The following is an 18750-nucleotide window of genomic DNA, read 5'->3' on the forward strand; positions in this document are numbered from 1 at the left end:
GGGTCCATGCGGGCCCACTGCGCATCCGTCAGATCTCCACGTGCCACGAAGCAAGATCATCTCACCTCGAGATCCACTTTCGATACACGCCCTAGTCGAGGATGCCGAGGGCGGTGTCCGCTCGGCAGTGGACCTCGCGGGCACCTGCACTCGCAGTGCCTCCAGCGCCTGCTGCCGTGTCACCGGACGGCACCGGCCGCTCTTGGTCGCTGCCCAGCACTCGCCGGTGTGCACGGCGTCGACGTTCGCACGGTTGAGCACGTGCTGGATCAGCCAGTCAGGCGGAGGTGGCCGCATCGCCTCACCCCGGCGTCGTTTTGCCTCGCGCAGCGAACGCCGGGAGCAGGACCTGGCTGTGCCCGCGCAGAAGCCAGGCCGCTGGGTCTCGTGCCGAGCCTGACCCGGGCAAGCTTCCCGGCCAACTGCACCCCCTTCCTGTACGCAGCTCAGCCCGGCGAACTGGATGGATGTGTATGGGAAGGCGCGTCATGCTGGAGGGGATTTTGATGTGAGGGGAATCGTGGGACGCGGTCAGGCAGAGACCCTTGACGAGAAGCACCAGCGCTGGCTGGAGGCATATGTGGTGAGGGCCCGCAGAGTAGAAGAGCACTCGCTCGCTTCCGACTGGGATGCTCTTGTGGAGTCGACCCGTATGCATCCAGTGCGTCCGCCGCTACTTCCGCCCCTTCAAGAAGCCCCATAGCCCCAGACCGAGGCAACCGCCAGCGCCTCCTCCCGCACTGCGGCCCGGCACCGAAGCTCCGCCGAATCGTGCGCTGGATCATGACCACCCCTGGGCACCTACCAACAGCGCACCTGTCGATCAGATACGTTCTGGGTCCGTCGACGAGGCCTTCGGCTCCGTGGCCGGTCAACGCTCCTGCCTCACGGATGTTGAGTGGCAGCACCGCCACAACGGCCTGGACGTCGATCTCCCCGAGCAGACCGGAGACTCGCCTGACTACCAACGCCCGGTTGATGTGTTCGGTCAGGTACGGCGAGATGTGCGCCAGGACTCGGCATCCAGCCCGACGACTACGACCCGAAGCTCCATGTCGACTTCAGTCCGCTGCGCGAGCAGGACCTGACCGCTACCGGCCTTGGTCAGGCCGCTTGATGCTGAGCGCGGCCGGAAGGGAGACAGAGGCGAGGCCCCCTACGCACGGGCCGGTGGCTGTGCACAGCCGAGCGCGCCGACTTCGACGACGGGGGCGTCGGCCACACGGTCCTGCACCTGTACGCCACCGGCACGCCGATAGGTGACTGGTGCTGGCCCCCGGGAGGCTCGATCTGCGGGACATGGTGGACTTCGACGACGGGGCCGCGCCGTCGTCGGCCTGGTCCCGTTCGTGAGTGGTGAAAGCTGACCAAGCCACGGGGAGAGCGCACCCCCGCCCTGGCCGCCAGGCAGTGGCGGGAATCGTCATATCCGTGTCCTTGCTGCCATTGGAGGATGTGACCACGATGGATGGGTGAGCATCCGACGCATCGTCTTCGCCGTCTTTCCGGATTTCCAGATCCTCGACCTGGCCGGACCTCATGAGGTATTCACACAGGCGGGACGTCTCACCGGAGGCGTCGTCCTCGAAACTGTGGCTGCCACGCCCGGTCCGGTGCCCTCCAGCGGCGGTCTCGCGGTCTCCCCCACCCTGACGATCAATGAGATTGCCGGGCCGGTGGACACGCTCGTCGCCGTGGGCGGCAGGGGTATCCACCGGGCTTGCGAGGACGGACGCTTCGTCGACTGGTTCGCCCGGACCGCCCACCGTGCGCGCCGTACTGCCTCAGTGTGCAGCGGCGCCTTCCTGCTGGGCGCCGCCGGGCTCCTCGACGGGCGGCGCGCTGTCACTCACTGGTCGCGCTGCGACCAGCTCGCCGAGCAGTATCCGCAGGTCAGGGTCGACCCCGACCCGATCTTCGTCCGCGACGGTGAGGTGTGGACCTCGGCCGGTATCACTGCGGGCATGGACCTCGCGCTCGCCATGACCGAAGACGACCACGGACCCGAGATTTCCCGCGCTATCGCCCGCCAGATGGTGATGTTCGTCCAACGTCCCGGAGGGCAGGCGCAATTCAGCGCCCAGCTCGCCGCCCAGCGCCCGGAGCGGGCGCCGTTGCGCGACATCCTCGATTGGATCGCCGACCACCCCGACTGCGACCTTGGCGTGCCCGCCCTCGCGGCACGTGCCGCGATGAGCGAACGAAACTTCACCCGCGTCTTCCGTGCGGAGACCGGCCACACCCCCGCCGCGTACGTCGAGAGCGCCCGTATCGAGGCCGCAAGACGGCTCCTGGAGACCACCTCCGCCACCCTGGAATCGGTGGCGCACGCCTGCGGCTTCGGAACCGTCGAGACCCTGCACCGCAGTTTCAAGCGGACGCTCCAGGTCACCCCCGGCGAGTACCGCAAGCATTTCTCCGCGCACACCACCTCTGTCTGACGCCGGCGGTGGCCACCTCCGAAAGGCACACTTATGCGTATCGTCATTCCGCTCTTTGACGGATTCACCGCGCTCGACGTTGTCGGCCCGTACGAGGTCCTTCGCATGCTGCCGGAATCCGACGTCGTCTTCGCCGCCAACGCTCCAGGCCCTTGCACGGACGGCGAGGGCCATCTCCTCCTCCTCGCCACGGCCTCCTTCCAGGACGTCGTGGAAGCCGACGTCCTGGTGGTGCCCGGTGGTCCGGGCGCGCGCCGCAGCCTCGCCGACGAGTCGCTGCTCGGCTGGATCCGTCGTATCCACGCCACCACCACGTGGACCACGTCGGTGTGCACCGGTTCTTTGCTGCTCGGCGCAGCTGGCCTGCTCGACGGGCTGGAGGCCACCACTCACTGGGGGGCCGTCGACACACTGGAGTCGTACGGCGCCACCTACACAGAGCGCCGCGTCGTGGAGCAGCCCGGCGGCATTGTCACCGCCGCCGGGGTTTCCTCGGGCATCGACATGGCACTGCGGCTTGCTGAACTCATCGCCGGACGGGTAGCCGCCGAGGCGTTCCAACTCGCCATCGAGTACGACCCTCAACCGCCCTTCGACTCCGGCTCGTATGCCAAGGCGTCCCAGGAAGCGAAGAACTACCTAGCGGCACGCCCGCGCCGCACGGCCAGGCCCGCGTCCGTATAGCTACGGCAAGTGGCGTGTAGCACTGCGTAACGCTCAGGTCCGCGGTCGACGCGAGGGCCGACGGCACAGCGGATAGCGCTAGTAGGACTCCGTTAGGTCTTCCTGTCGGTCGTGTTCAGCGGCATGGCGGGTGTGCGGACGCATATGAAGTGAACCGTGTTCGGGCGAAGTTGGCGTTATTCGTAGCTGATGTGTTCTCTTCGGTGCCACGGAAGGACCAGCGGGGCAAAAGCGACTGCTACCTGCGGGGACTGATGATGGACGGTCGCCGCAAGTTCTTCCAGGCCATGGCCTCGCGACTGCCGGACGGCAATGAACAGAACCTGCAGCAGTTCGTGAACCAGTCGACCTGGGATCGGGTGCTGGTGCGGCGGCGGATCGCCCAGCGGATGGTGCCGTTGATCGGCCCGACTGCCTGGGCGGTCGACGACGTGTCGTTTCCCAAGGACGGCAGGATGTCGGTCGCCTTCGCCCACCAGTACTGCGGGGCCCTGGGAAAGCAGGCGAACTGTCAGGTCGCGGTCAGCGTGCACGCGGTCACTGATACCGCCTCCGTCCCGCTGCAGTGGCAGCTGTTCCTGCCCAAGGAATGGGACAGTGATGCCGAACGCCGGCCTCGCTGCCAGGTGCCCGATGGGTTCGGACACCGGGAGAAGTGGCGGCTGGCCCTGGACGAGCTGGACGAGCTGGCGGGGTGGGGACTGGTGCCGCCGGTCGTGGTGGCCGACGCCGGCTACGGGCAGAACGCCGACTTCCGGGACGGCCTGACCGGCAGGGGCATCAACTCCGTGGTGGCCGTCCGTTCGGACATAACCGTTCACCCCATGACGCGCAGCCCATTACCCCGCCCTGGTCCGGAAACGGCCGCAGGCCGCAGCCCCGCTACTGTGACAAGCCCTTCTCGGTGGCCGCCCTGGCCGTCAGCCGTGACGACGCCGCGTACCCGGCCAAGGAGGACGACAGGGATGGCGAAGGCGGTGAAAGCGGCGCCGAACCGCTACTGGGAGTGTGCGGGTCGCCCCTCGCACAGCCCCGTCTGGACGGCGGCTTCCATGTCGTCGTCCTGAGCGTCCGCTCCACCCGGGTCGACGTTCGTCATGACCGTGGCCTGCCTGCCGTCGGCCGTGGCGCCGCCCGCGGTCTGGTAGCCGAAGACGTCGCCGCCGTGGCCCCAGTAGAGACCGCCGCAGGGCAGCGGCCTGCTCTCCAGGCCCAGGCCGTACTCCCGGCCGTCGTCACTGCCGGTCGACCGTGTCTTCATCATCGCCTTGAGCTGGGCCGGTCGCAGCAGCTTGCCGCGAACGAGGGCATCCAGGAAGCGGTTGAGGTCGGTGCTGCTGGAGATCATCTCGCCGGACGCGCCCGCGACGGAGGGGTTGAATGCCGTGATGTCCATGAGCGGCGCGTCCTTGCCTGGGCGTACGTACCCGCGCGGGTACGGTCCGGGGATCGACGTGGCATCGCCCGGCACGGACGTATCGTGCAGACCGAGCGGCTCGATGATGCGCCGGCCGATCTCCTCGCCGTACGAATGTCCGGTCACCTTCTCGATGAGCATGCCCGCCAACAGGTAGTTGGTGTTGGAGTAGTGCCACTCGGAGCCGGGCTTCGCACCGGGCTTCTCAAAGGTCGGCGGGTGGGCGAGCGCAAGGTTCACCAGGTCGCGGGTGTCGTGGTGGGCCAGCGGGTCCTTCAGGATGTCCTGCTGGTTGAGGTGGTCGAGGTAGTCGGGCAGGCCGCTGGTGTGCTGGAGGAGCATACGGACCGTGATCACCCGGCCGTCGTTTCCGTGGCCGCGGACGACGCCGGGCAGGTAGCGCTCCACCGGGGCGTCGAGATCGACGCGGTGCTCTCCCACCAGCTCGAGCACGACCGTGGCCACGAAGGGCTTGGTCATGCTGCCGATCCGGAACCTGCTGTCGCCGCGCACCGGCGCCTGGCTGTCCACGTCCGCGACGCCGCTGGTCAGCACCGCGCTGCCGTGTCCGTCTCGCGTCGCGACGAGTGCTCCGGGCACACCGTCCGCGGTGGTCAACCGGTGCATGAGCGCACGCAGCTGAGCGTCGTCGGCAGTGTGGGTGGACTGCGCGGTGGTGCTTTCGGCCATGGTCGCCGCGATGGCGGCGTTACCCGGCAGGCCGCCTCCCATCACACCGACTGCCACGGCCAGCGTGAGTGCCCCACCCAGTGCACGCTTGTACTTGATCACGTGTCCATCCTCCGTCGTCGTAACAAGATCGCTGCTGCGGAGGGCTCTTCACACCCCGCCCCCTCGTCGCCAGTTCACGATGCCCGAGCGGTGCCGGCCGGTGCGATGGGGCGATCATCCGGAACGGCGGTGGGGATAACCCCCGGTAACGATCGATGAATTGCTGACCAGGAACTCAGTGATCTCGGCCCGACGCTCGCGCCGGTGAAGCAGCAGCGGGCGACCTGTGAGACGACGCTCGATCCGAGCGAGTGCGCGCTGCCATGCTTGTGTGTTCTCGACGGTCAGCTCGACGTTCCGGCAGGCCAGCGGCAGGCAGCCGCCGTGCTCGGGAAGTCCTTCGCCGCGTCCTCGCCGGACCTACTCGCAGTGGACCCTGTCGTGATCGTCACACCTCGGGTTCCGCGCTCCTCGACCAACCGCGGATCTCACCCTCGTCGATGAGGCGCCACCCCGCCTTCCACAGCGAGGCGGACGCGTCCCCGATCACTGCCTTACGGGCCCGGACATCATCAGCGGTGACACCGGGAGTACGCCATATGCCACCGCGCGCCATCGAATTGAGAAGCAGCGGCTGCAGCCGGTCCATGGCCTTGGCGAACCTGGCTTCAGGGGTGCGACGTTCCTCGAACTCGTCCCACAGAGCCCGCATGCGTACAGCCTGGTCCGCCGGAAGCAGACGGAAGAGTTCGTCGGCTGCGGCGACCTCTCGCGCCCGCTGGTCCACCCCTGAACCACTGGGGTGTCTCCCCGGTGCGAAGCACCGGGGTTCCCAGTTTCGTGTGCACATGCCGGGTCAGGACACCCACACAAGAGAGGCCCAGCCATGACCGTCCCCCTCCCCGTGGTCTTCATCCACGGACTCTGGCTGCACAGCACCTCCTGGCAGCCGTGGACCGATCTGTTCCGCGACGAGGGCTACGACCCGTCCGCGCCCGGGTGGCCCGGCGACCCCGACACGGTCGAGGATGCGCGCCAGAACCCCGAGAGCATCGCCGGCCACGGCATCGACGACGTCGTCGAGCACTACGCGGCCCTGATCGAGGCCCTGCCTGTGCGGCCCATCGTGATCGGTCACTCGTTCGGTGGGATGATCGCGCAGAAGCTGCTCGGCCAGGACCGCGCCGCCGCGGCAGTCGCCATCGACGCCGCACAGATCAAGGGCGTTCTGCCCCTGCCGCTGTCCGCACTGAAGGCGACGCTTCCGGTCTTCAAGAACCCGGCCAACAAACACCGTTCGGTCTCCCTGACCGCAGAGCAGTTCCGGTTCGCATTCGGCAACGCCATTGCGGAGGAGGAATCGACAGCCCTGTACGAGCGCTGGACCATCCCCGCGCCGGGCAAGCCGCTGTACGAGGCCGCATCCGCCAACTTCAACCCCCACTCGCCGGCGAAGGTCGACACGAAGAACAGCGGACGCGGCCCGCTGCTGCTCATCTCCGGCGGCAAGGATCACACGGTGCCCGAGGTCGTCACCCGGGCCACCCTCAAGCAGTACAGGCACTCCGAGGCCGTCACCGACATCATCAACTTCCCCGACCGCGGGCACTCCCTGACGATCGACGGCGGCTGGCGCGAGGTCGCGGACACCGTTCTCACCTGGCTGCGGCAGCAGAGCCTGGAGGCCGGGCGATGAACTCCCCTCCCCAGACCGCCGGAACGTCCGGTGCCGATGCGGGCGTCGCCGGTCGGACCGTCGTGGTCACCGGCGCCGGGCGCGGCATCGGGCTGGCCGTCGTCGAGGCCTTCCTCGCAGCCGGCTCCCGCGTCGTCGCGGGATCGAGGGAACGCACCGAAGCCCTCGACGAGCACGTGAAGAAGGGTGCCGAACTCACCGTCGTGGAGGTCGACCTCGCGACGCCCGACGGTCCGGCCGCGCTGGTCGCCGAGGCCGTTGCGGTCCATGGCGGTGTCGACGTCCTGGTGAACAACGTCGGGGCGGTGCGGCCGCGGGTCGACGGCTTCCTGGGCGTGACGGACGAGGACTGGGAGTGGACGTTCACGGTCAACTTCATGGCCGCCGTCCGCACCACCCGGGCCGCCCTGCCGCACCTGCTCGCCACCGGCGCGGGCCGTATCGTCACCGTCTCCTCGGTCAACGCCCGGCTGCCGGACCCGCTGGTCATCGACTACGGCGCGGCGAAGGCAGCGCTGACCAACTTCTGCAAGGCCCTGTCCAAGGAGGTGGGGCCACGCGGCGTGCGGGTGAACACCATCGGCCCCGGCCCGGTGGAGACGGCGCTGTGGCAGGGCGCTGGCGGTGTCGCCGCCACGGTCGGCCAGTCCCGGGGCGTCGACCCCCGGGAGGTGGCCCGCGGCGCGGCGGACCAGTCGGTGACCGGCCGCTTCACCCGGCCGTCCGAGGTCGCCGATCTCGTGCTCTACCTCGCCGGTCCTCGGGCGGCGAACATCACCGGCGCCGACTTCGTCATCGACGGTGGCCTCGTCGAATCCCTCTGACCGGCCGTCACGGCACGGCGGGCATCGAGCCCGCCGCGCCTCGCTTCCCCTCGCATCCTTGGGAGAGAACAGTGAGATTCCGCCTGCCCAGATCCCGCCGCCTGGTGGCCGCGGTCTTCGCCCTGGCCGTCGGCCTCGGCTCGACCACCCTCACGGCCTCGGCCTCCGACAAGTCGGCGCCGTCGTCCGGCGAGCAGATGCCCGCTGGCTTCAGCGAACACAAGACCCAGGTCGCCGGGTTGGGCATCAACTACGTGATCGGCGGCCACGGCCCGACGCTGGTCCTGATCCACGGCTACCCCCAGACCTGGTACGAGTGGCGCGGCATCATGCCCGAGCTCGCCAAGCACTACACCGTCATCGCCCCGGACCTGCCCGGCGCGGGCCACAGCGACGCCCCGGCGTCCGGCTACGACAAGAAGACCATGGCCGCCAAGCTGCACGCGCTCCTGGTGTCGCTCGGCAAGGACAAGGACGTGAATGTCGTCGGCCACGACATCGGCACGATGGTCGCCTACTCCTACGCCGCGCAGTACCCGCACAGCGTCAGGAAACTCGTACTCAGCGAGGCTCCGATCCCGGACCAGGGCATCTACAAGTTCCCGGCCCTGACGGCCCAGGGACCCGGGGTGTGGAACTTCGGCTTCTTCTCCTTGCAGACCGGCCTCCCGGAGACGCTGATCCGGGGCCGCGAGCTGGACTGGACGTCGGGCTTCATGCGAGGCATCGCGGTGCACAAGGACGCCCTGACCCCGGACGACCTGCAGGTCTTCGCCTCCTACCTGCGCGACTACGCACACCTGGAGGCGAGCTTCGCGTGGTTCAGGACGTTCCCGCAGGACATCGCTGACAACGCGCGGTTCCAGAAGAAGCCCTTGACCATGCCTGTCCTCGCGATAGGCGCCGAGGGCAGCCTCGGTTCGTCGGTCGCGAAGCAGGTGCGCCACTACGCCACCCACGTCACCCCGGCTGTCGTCGCCGACTCCGGCCACTGGATCTACGAAGAGCACCCGAAAGAGATGACCGACATGCTGCTGCACTTCCTGGGCGGCCGACGATGACGTCAGGAGCGGAAATGACCCGGTTCTTCCCCACCTTCGGCCCGACGGCCGAGCGCGAACCCTTCTGGTTCCTCGGCGGCCAGGCCAGGATCCTGCTTCCTGGCGCCGCGACCGACAATCGGCTCAGCCTGATGGAGTTCGCCGACCCGGCCGGCCACGCACCCCCGCACCACGTCCACGAGGACGAGGAGGAGGTCTGGTTCGTCCTCGACGGCGAGGTGACGTTCTTCGTCGGTGACCAGCGCCACGACCTGGTGCCCGGTCAGGTCGCGTACGGGCCGCGCGGGGTTCCGCACAGCTATCTGGTGCGCTCGCCCGAGGGGGCGCGGATGGCGGTGCTGTTCAGCCCGGCCTGCATCGAGGAGTACTTCAGGGCCAACGGCACCCCGGTGGCCGAGGCCGGGGACCTGCCGCCGGAGTTCGACATCGCGGCGGTCGTGGCCTCCGCCGAGGCCTTCCACCTGCGCGTCACCGGACCGCCGCCGTCCTTGTGAGTCAGATCGCTCTGAAAGAGCAGGAAATACGATGAGATGGAGGGAGTAGTCATGACAGGCATCGAACCCGCCCGATTCCGCGAGGGCGGGCAACGCCGCAGAAAGCTGATGCTTTCGGCGATGGTGGTCGGGACGCTGCTCGCGGTCCCGGCACTGTCAGCCGCCACGCCCGCCGGCTCGGCGTCCGCCGCGCACACCGCGACGGCGTTGGCCACACCGAGCACACCAAGGCCGACCGTGGTCCTGGTCCACGGTGCGTTCGCGGACTCGTCGAGCTGGGACGCGGTGATATCGCGGCTCGAGCGCCAGGGGTACCCCGTGATCGGCGTCGCGAACCCGCTCCGTGGCCTGGCCGGCGACTCGGCCTACGTGTCCAGTGTCGTGGACACCATTCCCGGGCCGGTCGTCCTGGTCGGCCATTCCTACGGCGGCGCCGTCATCAGCGACGCCGCGGTGGGCCACCCCAACGTCAAGGCGCTCGTGTACATCGCCGCGTTCGCTCCCGATCAGGGCGAGTCCGCCCTGGCGATCCTCGCAAAATACCCGGGCAGCCAGCTCTCGCCGGCGCTGACGGTCCGGCCGTTCCCGGGCGGTCAGGACGCCTACGTCAACCCCGCCGATTTCCGGCAGGTATTCGCCGCCGACGTGCCGGCCGGCAAGGCCCGGCTGATGGCCGCCGGGCAACGGCCGGCGGCGCTGGCCGCGTTCGCGGAACCCAGCAGCACGCCGGCATGGAAGACCATTCCCTCCTGGTTCCTGGTCGCAGGCGCCGACCGCGCCATCCCACCGGCTGCTGAGCAGGCCATGGCGCTTCGTGCGGGTTCCCACACCGAAGTGATCCGCGGCGCCTCGCACGCGGTTCTCGTGTCGCATCCCGACGCCACCGCGCACGTCATCGAGGCCGCCGCCCGCGCCACCTCCTGACCCGGCATCATCCGCGATGAATGTGGCTTCAGTTGAGTGATGCCCCTTGACCTCGACCAAGCCGAACAGCGGTGATTCGGCCCCCGCCAGTCCGAGTCGATCAAGGAGCCGCCGGTAGAACGCTTGAGCGCCACTCATCTCGAGCCACACCCGTCCGCGATGCACCGGTGGGGCCGCTTCATGTACACGGTCCAGCCGATCCGCGAAAGGAATGAGCATGCCAGCCCTGTCCGACCCGGTCCGCACAGGTCCCGCAACGGGCACGCCACCGATCGGCAGCGACAGAGATGACCGACTCCCGCGACCACGGTCCTCTGCCGGGCCTGCTCCTCGCCCTGACCATCGGGACCGGCCTGGTCGACGCCGTCAGCTATCTGACGCTGGGCCATGTCTTCGTCGCGAACATGGCGGGCAACGTCGTCTTCTTCGGATTCGCGGTCGTCGGAGTCGGCGGCGTCTCCTGGAGCGCGACGCTTCTGGCGGTCGGCTGCTTCGGGGCCGGCGCGTTCATCGGCGGACGCTACGGCAGCGCTCGCAAGACCCACCGCGGCCGGCTGCTGGCCGCCACGTGCGGGGCCCAGTGCATGCCGGTCGCCGTGACGGCCGGTCTGGCCGCCTTCGCCGATCCGACGCGGCGGCGCACACAGCAGGCCATGGTCGCACCGCTGGCCGTCGCGATGGGCGCGCAGAACGCCGTGGTCCGCCGACTGGCAGTCCCCGACCTGACCACGACAGTTCTCACCCTGACGACCGCGGGACTGTTCGCGGACCGGACCTCGAACCAGGTGCGGCTGCGGCGCCTCGCGTCGATCCTATCGATGATGACGGGGGCGCTGGTCGGCGGTCTGCTGCTACGGCCACGGCCGGATCGCGGCTCCGCTGTGGGCCGCCGCGGCCGTTCACGCGGTGTGCGCGGTGACGGCCGACCGGCTGCGACGGCGCGACACCGCCGAGAGCTGGGGCTGACCGGGCCGCGACCGCTCCGACCATCACCCACGGCGCCCGTACGCCGTCCACCTCACCGACCCGGCGCCGTCACCACGCGCTGATCCACCAAGCCCACGAAGGGAAACCGACATGCCGTACATCACCGTCGGCCAGGAGAACTCCACCGACATCGAGCTCTACTACGAGGACCATGGGAGCGGGCAGCCCGTCGTGCTGATCCACGGCTACCCGCTGGACGGCCACTCGTGGGAGAAGCAGCTCCCGGCCCTGCTCGACGCCGGCCACCGGGTCATCACCTACGACCGGCGCGGCTTCGGCCGGTCGTCGCAGCCGACCACGGGCTACGACTACGACAGTTTCGCCGCCGATCTCAACACGGTGCTGACCGAGCTGGACCTCACCGACGCGGTCCTCGTCGGGTTCTCCATGGGCACAGGGGAAGTCGGCCGTTACCTGGGTACGTACGGCTCGCAGCGCGTCGCCAAGGCTGCCTTCCTGGCCTCCCTCGAACCCTTCCTGGTCAAGACCGACGACAACCCGGGCGGCGTCGACCAGTCCGTCTTCGACGGCATCCTGGAGGCGGTCACGAAGGACCGCTACGCCTACTTCACCGGCTTCTACGAGGCGTTCTACAACCTCGACGAGACGCTCGGCAGCCGGATCAGCGAAGAGGCCGTGCGGGCCAGCTGGAACGTGGCGGCGGGCGCATCGGCGTACGCGTCGGTGGCCTGCGTGCCCACCTGGATCACCGACTTCCGCGCCGACGTCGCCAAGATCGACGTACCGACACTGATCCTGCACGGCACGGCCGACCGGATTCTGCCGGTCGACTCCACCGGCCGGCCCTTCCACGCACTGCTGCCCTCGGCCGAGTACGTCGAGATCGAGGGCGCCCCGCACGGCCTGCTGTGGACGCACGCTGAGGAGGTCAACGCCGCGCTGCTGGCCTTCCTGGCCAAGTAGTCGCCCGGCTCGGCCACCACCGAGGGCCTGGACCGTGATTCGGTGCAGGCCCTCGCGAAGCGTCCCACCGGTGGTCTGCACCGAGACCGGACCACCGGCGCTCGACCAGGTCGCGCGGGTCGGCCGCCCTCGGGGCCGCAGGCCGGCGCTGCCTGCTCCAGCAGGCACCCGGGGCGATGCAGGCGCCGGTGGAGCTGTGCGGCGGCGCCTCCTTGGTGCCGTAGGGGTAGTTGCTGGACCGCCTGATGTCCGTGGCCTCGGACAGCTCCACGACAGAGGCGCCCTTGTGACTCCCGGTTCGCCGTCATCACCGCGCGCGGACGTGGTGCGCGACGAGGGCGAGGCGTACGCGGCCGGACTCCGGGCGGCCGGTGTGCTGGTCACCGCCGTCCGTTACCTCGGAGTCATCCACTACTTCGTCATGCTCGACCCCTGAGCGGCTCCCAGGCCGCCGCGTCGGCCATCGCCCTGGCCTCCGACACCCTCCACAGCGCCCTGCACGACGCGCTGCCGACGGCTTCCCCTTATAGGCGCCTGCGCAGGGCCTCGCGCTGATGGAGCACACCTCGCCGGAGCCAGACATGCCCACCCCGCTCGCCCCGTCGTCCTCATCCACGGTCCGTGGAAACATCCGTCCAGCCGGCAGAGCTGGATCGAGAGGCTCGAAGAGGCCGATTACCGCCCCGTCGCGACCCGCCTGGCCCGGCGTCGCCGACACGGTCGAGGCCACCCGCGCTCCCGGCCGTCCGGCCACAGCCCCGGCACGATCCGCGGGCGCCGGGTCGTGCGAGCGCGCCCCATCGTGCTGCGGCGCCACGCCGTGTCGGCTGTGCTGGTGAACCTTCGTCAGCGCATGGTCCGGTCACCGATCCAGCGTCCGCGCCCGGAATGCGTATCCGACGGACCCGAACACCGTGCCGCAGTATCCTTTCCTTCCAGGGGGCACGGGCCCGAGCGGCCGGTCGAAGGGATGAATGTGGATCTCGTCGGCCGGGAAGCACAACTCGGATTGCTGCGTGGCGTCCTGTCCGAAGCGGGCAGTCGCGGGGCGGCGGTCCTGGTCCGCGGTGCACCGGGCATCGGCAAGACCTCGTTGCTCGCCGCGACCGGGATACTGGCCGAGTCCCTGGGATTCCGGGTGCTGCGCGCGGTGGGTGTCGAGGCCGAGAACGACATCCCCTTCGGCGGCCTCCACCAGCTGTTGCGACCGCTGGGTCTCGCGCAGAGGGAAGGCAGCGCGCCGCACCGGCTCGCACTGTCGGCCGCACTCGGCCATGCCGAGGCCGAGGTGCCCGACGTCTTCATGGTGGGCCTCGCCGTGCTCGACCTCATAGCCGACGTCGCCGCGACCGCGCCGGTCCTGATCCTCACCGACGACGTGCAGTGGCTCGATGACGCGACGGTCAGCGTCCTGGCCTTCATGGCGCGCCGGGTCGGCTCGGAGCCGGTCGTCATGGTCGGCGCCGCGCGGGACGGCTACCGGTCGCGGCTGAACCCCGACGAACTCACCACCGTTCCGCTCGAACCGCTGTCCGACGACGACGCCGCGGCGCTGCTGGCCACCCGGGCCCCCGGCCTGCGGCCGGCCGCGCGCCGCAGACTGCTCGCGGCGGCGGCCGGGAACCCCCTGGCCCTGACCGAGTTGTCCGGCACCCTCGGCAAGGCCGCCGACCCGGACGAGACGCGCCTGCCGCTCACCGAACGCCTGGAGCGCGCGTTCACCGACCGGCTGGCGACGCTGCCGGCGACCACGCGGACCATCCTGAGGGTCGCAGCCCTCGACGACGGTTCGTCGCTCACCGAGATCTTCGCCGCGGCGCGGGTCCTGGCCGGTGATGCCATGGGGATCGCCGAGCTCGAACCGGCGCTGCGTGCTCGGCTGGTCTCGGTCGCCGGGGTCGAACTGCGCTTCGGGCATCCGCTGATGCGCTCGGCAATCCAGCAGACGATGCCCACGGCCGAGTTGCAGGCCGCGCACGCCGCCCTCGCCTCGGTGCTCGACGACCATCCCGACCGTCAGGTGCGGCACCGGGCCGCGGCGACCTCGACCGCGGACGAGACCGTCGCCCAGGCACTGGAAGACACCGCGCTCCGCGCCGCACGCCGCGGGGCCATCGCGGAGGCCGTCACAGCCCTCGAACACGCGGCGGAGCTCAGCGGCGAAACCGCCCGCCGCACCGAACGCCTGCTGCGCGCCGCCGACTATGCCGTCGAGCTCGGGCGGCCGGAGTCCGTGAACCGCTTGCTCGACCGAGCGCAGACCATGACATTGTCACCGCGTCAGCACGCCACCGTGGTCTGGCTCCGCGGCAGCTTCGCCGAGGGGCTGGGCGGCCATCCCGGCTCCACGGTCTCGCTGACGGCGCTGGCCGAGAGTGTCGCGGCGGATGACCGGGCCCTGGCGCTGCGGATCCTGTGGAGCGCCGCGCAGTTGTGCTTCTGGTCCGAGCCCGGCCCGGAGGCGCGACGCCGGGTTCTGGACGCGGTCGAGCGCATGGTGCTGGACGACCTCGATCCCTGGCGGCTGGCCATCTGTGCCTACGCGGCGCCGGTCGAGCGGGGGGCGTTCGTCCTGAACGGGATCCGGGACATGACGCCGAACGACGGCGACGACGGCCGCGCCTACCGGATGCTGAGCACCGCCACGCTGCTGGCCGGCGGCTTCGACGCCGCGCGCGCCTTCGCCGCGTCCGGAAGCATCGGTCTGCGGGCTCAAGGTCGCCTGGGCCTGCTGGCCCGCACGGCCGGCGCACAGGCCTGGTCCGACATCGTCGTCGGCGACCTCGGCGCGGCCATCTCGGCCACGGAGGAGTCACGCCGTCTGGCCCGCGAGACGACCCAGACGATGATGTACGCCCTGATGACCGCCATCGGTGCGAAGCTCGCGGCGCTGCGCGGCGATGTCGACGACGCTCTGCGGCTCGCCGAGGAGGCCGAGGAGATAGGCCTGCCCGCGGGAGCGCGTCCCGTGCTGGCGATCGCGCTGATCGCCCGTGGGACAGCCGCCCTGGCCGCGGGACGGTTCGAGGAGGCGCTGGGCCACTTCCGGCGGGTACACGATCCCGCTGACCCCGCATTCCAGGTCGCGCTGCGCCTCACGGCGGTCGGCGATCTCGTCGACGCGGCGACGCACTGCGGGCGTGCGGAAAGCGTCGTGCCGATCGTGGCGGAGCTCGAAGACATCGCTGCCGTGACCCCGGCGCCGGTGCTGCACGCCGAGCTGCGCCTGGCTCGCGCGCTCCTGGCCGACGACGATGACGCGGCCGAGTCGTTGTTCGACGCGGCGTTGCGGGCCGACCTGGCCGCTTGGCCCCTGATCCGGGCCCGAACCCACCTGGCCTTGGGGGAGTGGCTCCGACGTCGGCGCCGGTCCGTGGAATCGCGGGACCACCTTCGTACCGCACGGGACATGTTCGACGGGCTGGGCGCGATCCCGTGGGGCGAGAAGGCCCGCCGCGAACTACGCGCAGCCGGCGAGACCAGTCGCCGCCGCGATCCGGACGCTCGCGACCAGCTGACTCCGCACGAGCTGCAGATAGTGCAGCTGGCCGCCGAGGGGCTGACCAACCGGGAGATCGGCCAGCGGCTCTATCTTTCGCACCGGACTGTCAGCTCCCACCTGCACCGGATCTTCCCCAGACTCGGCGTCGTCTCCCGTGCCGAGCTGCGGACAGTGGTCGGCGATTTGCGCTGAGACTGTCCACCGTCATGTGACGCTCGCTCGGCCTGTTGCGGCGTGTCTAGCCTCTGACCTGGGCGGAGCATCGCGAAGAGAGGGAGCTCATGATGTGGTCCGGTTATCACCGTGCGGCCGGGCCGCCGATGGTCGGTCGGCACGCGGAGTGTGAGGCGATCGGAAGGCTGCTCGAATCGGTCCGTGACGGCTTCAGCGGAGTCCTGGTGCTCACCGGCGACGCGGGGGTCGGCAAATCCCGGCTTCTGGAGTACGCCGCCCAGTCCGCCCAGGACCTGACAGTCGTCAGGCTGGTCGGTGTGGAGGCCGAGACACGACTGGGCTACGGAGCCCTGCACCGGCTCCTGCGACCCCACCTCGGCCGGGTGTCGGCTCTGCCGCAGCGCCAGCGTGACGCCCTGAACGCCGCGTTCGGGCTGACCGATGCCGCGCCGTCCGACCGCCATCTGGTTGGGTTGGCCGCGCTGACGTTGCTCTCGGACGCGGCCACGGCGGCGCCGATGCTCTGCCTGGTCGACGACGTGCAGTGGCTGGACCGCGAGTCGGCGGAGACCCTGGCGTTCGTGGGCCGACGCCTGTACGCGGACTGCCTCGGGCTGCTGTTCGCCGGGCGCGACGGGACCGGCGACCACGACGTCTTCAGCGCCCTGCCCGCACTCCGGCTGGAGGGACTCGCGGACGTGGAAGCACGGGCCCTGCTGACCGCCGGCGTGACCGGACACCTGGACCAGGCGGTCGCCGAGCAACTCGTCACCGGCACCGGAGGCAACCCGCTCGCGCTCCTGGAACTCGCGGTGAACCTGGGCTCGGAGCAGCTGGCAGGGGTCACGCCACTGCCCGAGCCGCTGCCGGTGAACCAGCAGTTGGAAGAACACTTCCGGCAGACGGCGGCGCTGCTGCCCGCCGACACTCAGACCCTGCTGCTGCTCATGGCCGCGACGCCGACGGACGACCGGGCGACGCTGTGGCGCGCCGCCGGCGCCCTGGGGCTGTCCGTCCGGTCTGCCACACCCGCGGTCGCCGCGGGGATACTGAAGCGCGGGACCACCGTCGAATTCCGCCATCCGCTGATCCGATCGGCGGTCCACTCGGCCGCGACCGCCGAGGAGCGACGCAGGGTCCAGGCGGCACTCGCCGCCACGAGCGCCCCCGAGCGCCGGGCCTGGCATCTGGCCGAGGCGACCGACGGTCCGGACGACAGTGTGGCCGCGGAACTCGAAGCAGCCTCCGAACGAGCCCAGGCGCGTGGCGGATACTCCGAACAGGCCCTGGTCCTCACCCGGGCTGCGGAGATGACCACACATCCGGGCAGGCGGGCCGAGCGGTATCTCCACGCGGCGGCGGCACACCTCACCTCCGGCAATCTGCCGGCGGTCCAGGCGCTGCTCGATCTCGCCACTCCCGATCTGACCGGGCCGGTCGCCCGAGCCCACGCGACACGGCTGCGGGCGTCCGTCGAGATGTTCTACGCCCGCCCCCGCGAGGTACCTGCGATATTGCTCGACGCGGTGGCCGACCTGGGCTTTACCGATCCCGTGGCGAGCTGGGACCTGCTGCGCGAGGCGACGTACGCCGCGATCGTCGGCGGCCGAATGATCACGGGGACGACTACCCGCGAGGTCGCCAAGGCCACCGCCGACGCCTGGCGCGAACCGGCATCGCCGGCCGGGAGCCCCGATCCGCTGATGGCGGCGCTGGCGCGCTCGGTCGCCTACGGCTACGCCGCGGGAGCCCCGGCCCTGGCCGCGGCCCTGGCCCGGCTGCGCGCCGCCGACGATCTCCAGGATCAGAATGCGTTCAGCGTCATGATCAGCGCCGCGGGCGACGAGTTGTGGGACATCGAAGCCAAGCGGGAGATCCTCGAGAAACTGGTGACAGCGGACCGGCGTCGCGGAGCGCTCCACGGGCTCAGCATGGCGTTGCTCGCCCTCTCCACTGTGGAGATCTGGGACGGCCGGTTCGCCGCCGCCGAGAGCTGCTACAACGAGGCGTACGACTACATGGCCGCGACCGGGTACAGCGAGTCGGGAGATTTCAACAAGGCCCTGCTGTACGCCTGGACCGGTCGGGAAGCCGAGTTGCGGGCCGCGGTCGCGACGATGCACGCCTATACCGAGAACCTGGGGATCGGAATAACGTACCGGTGGATCGGCCAGGCCCTGAGCATCTTCGAGATCGGTCGAGGGCGGTATCGGGAGGCGCTCGACGCTCTGCTCATGGTGTTCGCCGAGCGCTCGGTGATCATCGGCGACACCAATCTCGCAGGAATGGTCGAGGCCGGGCTGCGGGCAGGCGACCGCAAGGCCGCCGCCATGGCCATGGAGCGCCTGGAGGAGCGCGCCCCGCTCGCCGGCACCCCATGGGCGCTGGGGCTGCTCGCACGCGGCCGGGCCCTGATGACCGACGACGACGGAGCGGAGCAGCTGTACCAGGAATCGATCTCGCAGCTCGGGAAGGTCCCGGTGGCCGTGGAGCTGGCATGGTCGCGCCTGCTGTACGGCGAGTGGCTCCGCCGGCGCAAACGTCGTGCCGACGCCAGGGTCCAGCTGCGGGCCGCGTACGAGTCCTTCGAGTCCTGGGGAGCCGCACCTTTCGCCGAGCGGGCGAGGGTGGAGCTGCTGGCCACCGGGGAGACGGCACGCAAACGAACGGTCGACACCCAGTTCGACCTCACCCCGCAGGAGCGTCATGTGGCGATGCTGGCCGCGTCGGGGTTGACCAACCCGGAGATCGCCACCCAGTTGTTCGTCACCACCTCAACCATCGAGTTCCATTTGAGCAGGGTGTTCCGCAAGCTCCGTATCACGTCGCGCAAGCAGATCGGGCCCAGGCTGAGTGAAACCGATTCCGGCGATTGACAGCGGGGCGTCGT

General features: G+C 69.9%; 16 protein-coding genes. 13 read left to right on the forward strand and 3 right to left on the reverse strand.

The window, feature by feature from the left end; genetic code table 11:
- The coding region (locus ACFY16_RS41555; RefSeq protein ID WP_390652430.1) for a DUF6233 domain-containing protein at positions 1 to 297 on the reverse strand (297 nt) is incomplete at its 3' end.
- Between the two features lie 1175 nt (positions 298 to 1472).
- Between ACFY16_RS41555 and ACFY16_RS41560 the strand changes: the two genes are divergently transcribed.
- The 3 genes from ACFY16_RS41560 to ACFY16_RS41570 all read left to right on the forward strand — a co-directional run bounded on the left by ACFY16_RS41560 (position 1473) and on the right by ACFY16_RS41570 (position 4192).
- Complete coding sequence (locus tag ACFY16_RS41560) at positions 1473 to 2441, forward strand: GlxA family transcriptional regulator (RefSeq protein WP_390652431.1); 969 nt, start codon at positions 1473 to 1475, stop codon at positions 2439 to 2441.
- Between the two features lie 33 nt (positions 2442 to 2474).
- Positions 2475 to 3125, forward strand: a complete 651-nt coding sequence (locus tag ACFY16_RS41565; protein WP_390652432.1) for a DJ-1/PfpI family protein — start codon at positions 2475 to 2477, stop codon at positions 3123 to 3125.
- A gap of 203 nt (positions 3126 to 3328) precedes the next feature.
- Positions 3329 to 4192, forward strand: coding sequence for an IS701 family transposase (locus ACFY16_RS41570; RefSeq protein WP_390652433.1), 864 nt, complete (start codon positions 3329 to 3331; stop codon positions 4190 to 4192).
- Here the strand turns inward: ACFY16_RS41570 and ACFY16_RS41575 are convergent.
- Positions 4123 to 5334, reverse strand: coding sequence for a serine hydrolase domain-containing protein (locus ACFY16_RS41575; RefSeq protein ID WP_390652434.1), 1212 nt, complete (start codon positions 5332 to 5334; stop codon positions 4123 to 4125). The two genes, ACFY16_RS41570 and ACFY16_RS41575, sit on opposite strands and share 70 nt — an antisense overlap.
- A 388-nt stretch (positions 5335 to 5722) precedes the next feature.
- Positions 5723 to 6124, reverse strand: coding sequence for an HD domain-containing protein (locus tag ACFY16_RS41580; RefSeq protein ID WP_390652435.1), 402 nt, complete (start codon positions 6122 to 6124; stop codon positions 5723 to 5725).
- 36 nt (positions 6125 to 6160) lie between these two features.
- Between ACFY16_RS41580 and ACFY16_RS41585 the strand changes: the two genes are divergently transcribed.
- From ACFY16_RS41585 to ACFY16_RS41630, 10 genes are all read left to right on the forward strand, one after another.
- Positions 6161 to 6970 carry an alpha/beta hydrolase gene (locus ACFY16_RS41585; RefSeq protein ID WP_390652436.1) on the forward strand — a complete coding sequence of 270 codons (810 nt, stop codon included), beginning with the start codon at positions 6161 to 6163 and terminating at the stop codon, positions 6968 to 6970.
- Complete coding sequence (locus tag ACFY16_RS41590) at positions 6967 to 7794, forward strand: SDR family NAD(P)-dependent oxidoreductase (protein ID WP_390652437.1); 828 nt, start codon at positions 6967 to 6969, stop codon at positions 7792 to 7794. The genes ACFY16_RS41585 and ACFY16_RS41590 overlap by 4 nt, the downstream gene beginning before the upstream one ends.
- Positions 7795 to 7865: 71 nt before the next feature.
- Positions 7866 to 8855 carry an alpha/beta fold hydrolase gene (locus ACFY16_RS41595; protein ID WP_390652438.1) on the forward strand — a complete coding sequence of 330 codons (990 nt, stop codon included), beginning with the start codon at positions 7866 to 7868 and terminating at the stop codon, positions 8853 to 8855.
- A 14-nt stretch (positions 8856 to 8869) separates the two neighbouring features.
- Positions 8870 to 9349: a cupin domain-containing protein gene (locus tag ACFY16_RS41600; protein ID WP_390652439.1), complete on the forward strand. Its 480-nt coding sequence runs from the start codon at positions 8870 to 8872 to the stop codon at positions 9347 to 9349.
- Positions 9350 to 9457: 108 nt separating this feature from the next.
- The gene (locus ACFY16_RS41605; RefSeq protein ID WP_390652460.1) at positions 9458 to 10273 is read left to right on the forward strand and encodes an alpha/beta fold hydrolase; all 816 of its coding nucleotides are present in this window, start codon (positions 9458 to 9460) and stop codon (positions 10271 to 10273) included.
- A gap of 287 nt (positions 10274 to 10560) precedes the next feature.
- Positions 10561 to 11322, forward strand: coding sequence for a YoaK family protein (locus ACFY16_RS41610; protein WP_390652440.1), 762 nt, complete (start codon positions 10561 to 10563; stop codon positions 11320 to 11322).
- Between the two features lie 28 nt (positions 11323 to 11350).
- Positions 11351 to 12184 (forward strand): alpha/beta fold hydrolase, encoded by an 834-nt coding sequence (locus ACFY16_RS41615; protein WP_390652441.1) that lies wholly within the window; start codon positions 11351 to 11353, stop codon positions 12182 to 12184.
- 286 nt (positions 12185 to 12470) lie between these two features.
- The gene (locus tag ACFY16_RS41620) at positions 12471 to 12620 is read left to right on the forward strand and encodes an alpha/beta hydrolase fold domain-containing protein (protein WP_390652442.1); all 150 of its coding nucleotides are present in this window, start codon (positions 12471 to 12473) and stop codon (positions 12618 to 12620) included.
- A gap of 534 nt (positions 12621 to 13154) precedes the next feature.
- On the forward strand, positions 13155 to 15878 hold the full coding sequence (locus ACFY16_RS41625) for an ATP-binding protein (protein WP_390652443.1): 2724 nt from the start codon (positions 13155 to 13157) through the stop codon (positions 15876 to 15878).
- 89 nt (positions 15879 to 15967) lie between these two features.
- Entirely contained in the window at positions 15968 to 18736 is a 2769-nt protein-coding gene (locus ACFY16_RS41630; protein ID WP_390652444.1) for an AAA family ATPase, read from the forward strand.
- Positions 18737 to 18750 lie beyond the last annotated feature (14 nt).

Origin of the sequence: Streptomyces sp. NPDC001315, from assembly GCF_042896175.1 — a bacterium.
Classification (GTDB): Bacteria; Actinomycetota; Actinomycetes; order Streptomycetales; family Streptomycetaceae; genus Streptomyces.